Origin of the sequence: Rhizobium tibeticum, assembly GCF_900110205.1 — a bacterium.
Classification (GTDB): Bacteria; Pseudomonadota; Alphaproteobacteria; order Rhizobiales; family Rhizobiaceae; genus Rhizobium; species Rhizobium tibeticum.
Window position 1 is genome coordinate 1 of the sequence record NZ_FOCV01000136.1, and the last position, 1931, is coordinate 1931.

The following is a 1931-nucleotide window of genomic DNA, read 5'->3' on the forward strand; positions in this document are numbered from 1 at the left end:
CTCGGTTTGCGCGCCAGCGAAGTTGCCACCCTCAATCTTGACGATATCGACTGGAAGTCGGGCACGATCCTCGTGCACGGTAAGGGGCGGCGGCAAGCGATTATGCCGCTGCGTCACGACGTCGGAACAGCTATCGTGGCTTATATCCGGCATGGGCGGCCGACTTCGGCGTGTCGGCGCGTTTTCTTGCGAACGCTTGCGCCGCACGTGGGTTTTGCCTCTGGCTGCGCCATCACGATGATCGCGAAGCAAGCACTCGAGCGGGCAGGCATTGACGGCTATGCCCATCACGGCGCCCATCTTTTCCGCCACAGCCTCGCGACCGACCTTTTACGGTCCGGTGCCAGCTTTGCCGAGATCGGCCAACTACTCCGCCATCGAAGCATCGACAGCACAAGGATTTATGCCAAGCTCGATGTTGAGAAGCTGCGTGGACTGAGCCTACCCTGGCCGGGAGGTGTCCAATGAGCCGGCTTCGCACTGCCCTCAACCGCTATGTCGGCATGCGCCAAGGGCTAGGATACAAATATGACGGGCCGGCACGACGGTTGTCGGCATTCGTCACCTTCATGGAAACCCGCGGCGCCGAGACCATCACGACAGACCTGGCAATGGAGTGGGTGACGTCGATGGGCCGACAGCCGAGTTGGTCCATCCGCCTGGCTGATGTGCGCTGCTTTGCCCAGCACCTCAGTCATTTCGATCCTCTAACGGAAGTGCCACCAAGCGACGCAGTGCCGTCGGCACGGCGGACAAAGCCCTACATCTATAGCGACATCGAGATTCAGGCGCTTCTGGTAGCAGCACTGTCGCTGCCGCCGGCCAACGCCCTTCGACGCTGGACATATCACTGTCTGTTCGGATTGATAGCGGTCGCCGGACTGCGCCATTCCGAAGCGCTGGGCCTGCTCCGGGACGACGTCGATCTCGATCAGGGGGTCCTCACCATTCGAGAGACAAAGTTCGGCAAGTCGCGGTTGGTCCCGCTGCATGCCACGACAATCGCCGTTCTTTCAGACTATGCCGCCCGACGCGATGCACACCTTGGTACGCCGCGCAGTCCCTATTTCTTCGTCGCCGAACAGGGCGGCAGATTACTGCATCAATATGTGCACCGCGTGTTCTGGCGACTATCCCGGCAAATCGGATTACGGCAGGAGGGGAATCGCAACGGCCCACGGGTTCATGATCTCCGTCACCGTTTCGCCGTCCAGACCCTGATCAACTGGCATCGCGCTGGTGAAGACGTGGAACGCGAACTGCCGGTTCTCTCGACCTTCCTCGGCCATGCCAATGTTCGCGACACCTACTGGTACCTGTCCGCCGCGCCAGAACTGATGAACCATGCTGTACGGCGATTGGATAAGCGGTGGGAGGTTCGGTCATGAGACGCACGAACGACCTGGCTGTGCTGATTGAGCGGTGGTTCACAGATCGGCTCATGAAGCATCGAGGTGTAAGTTCCAACACCATTGCCTCCTATCGCGACACCTTCAGGCTCCTGTTTGCGTTCGCACAAACGCGCCTGGGGAGATCCCCATCTCAGCTGACGCTGCGGGATTTAGACGCTCCTTTCATCGCCGCATTTCTGGAGGATCTTGAGACGAAGAGATCCGCCTCGGTGAGGACCCGGAATCTCCGCCTCACGGCTATTCGGTCCTTCTTCAGATACGCGTCGTTCGAGGAGCCGGCACATAGCGCGCACATTCAGCGGGTGCTCGCGATCCCAAGCAAACGATGTGACAAGCGGCAGCTTCAGTTTCTCACCAGGCCCGAGATTGAAGCGATCCTGGATTGTACAGATCGAAGCACATGGTTGGGACGCCGTGACCACACCCTGCTATTGCTCGCCGCCCAAACGGGGTTGAGGGTCTCAGAGATCATCAACCTCGACCGAGACTCGGTAGTGTTCGGCCGCGGTGCGCATGTGC

Annotated in this window: 3 protein-coding genes; all 3 read left to right on the top strand. The window is 59.9% G+C overall.

The genetic code is table 11. The features are described from left to right. The coding region (locus BSG20_RS35210; RefSeq protein WP_177309938.1) for a tyrosine-type recombinase/integrase at window positions 1-468 on the top strand (468 nt) is incomplete at its 5' end. Beyond that, complete coding sequence (locus tag BSG20_RS35215) at window positions 465-1388, top strand: tyrosine-type recombinase/integrase (RefSeq protein ID WP_072382340.1); 924 nt, start codon at window positions 465-467, stop codon at window positions 1386-1388. The genes BSG20_RS35210 and BSG20_RS35215, both read left to right, overlap by 4 nt. Next, window positions 1385-1931, top strand: a 547-nt coding sequence (locus BSG20_RS35220) for a tyrosine-type recombinase/integrase (protein ID WP_177309939.1), incomplete at its 3' end; no start/stop codon positions are given. The genes BSG20_RS35215 and BSG20_RS35220, both read left to right, overlap by 4 nt.

Excerpts from the sequence above, each read along its gene's own strand:
- BSG20_RS35215 (WP_072382340.1), top strand. The coding sequence starts at position 465 with ATGAGCCGGCTTCGCACTGCCCTCAACCGCTATGTCGGCATGCGCCAA.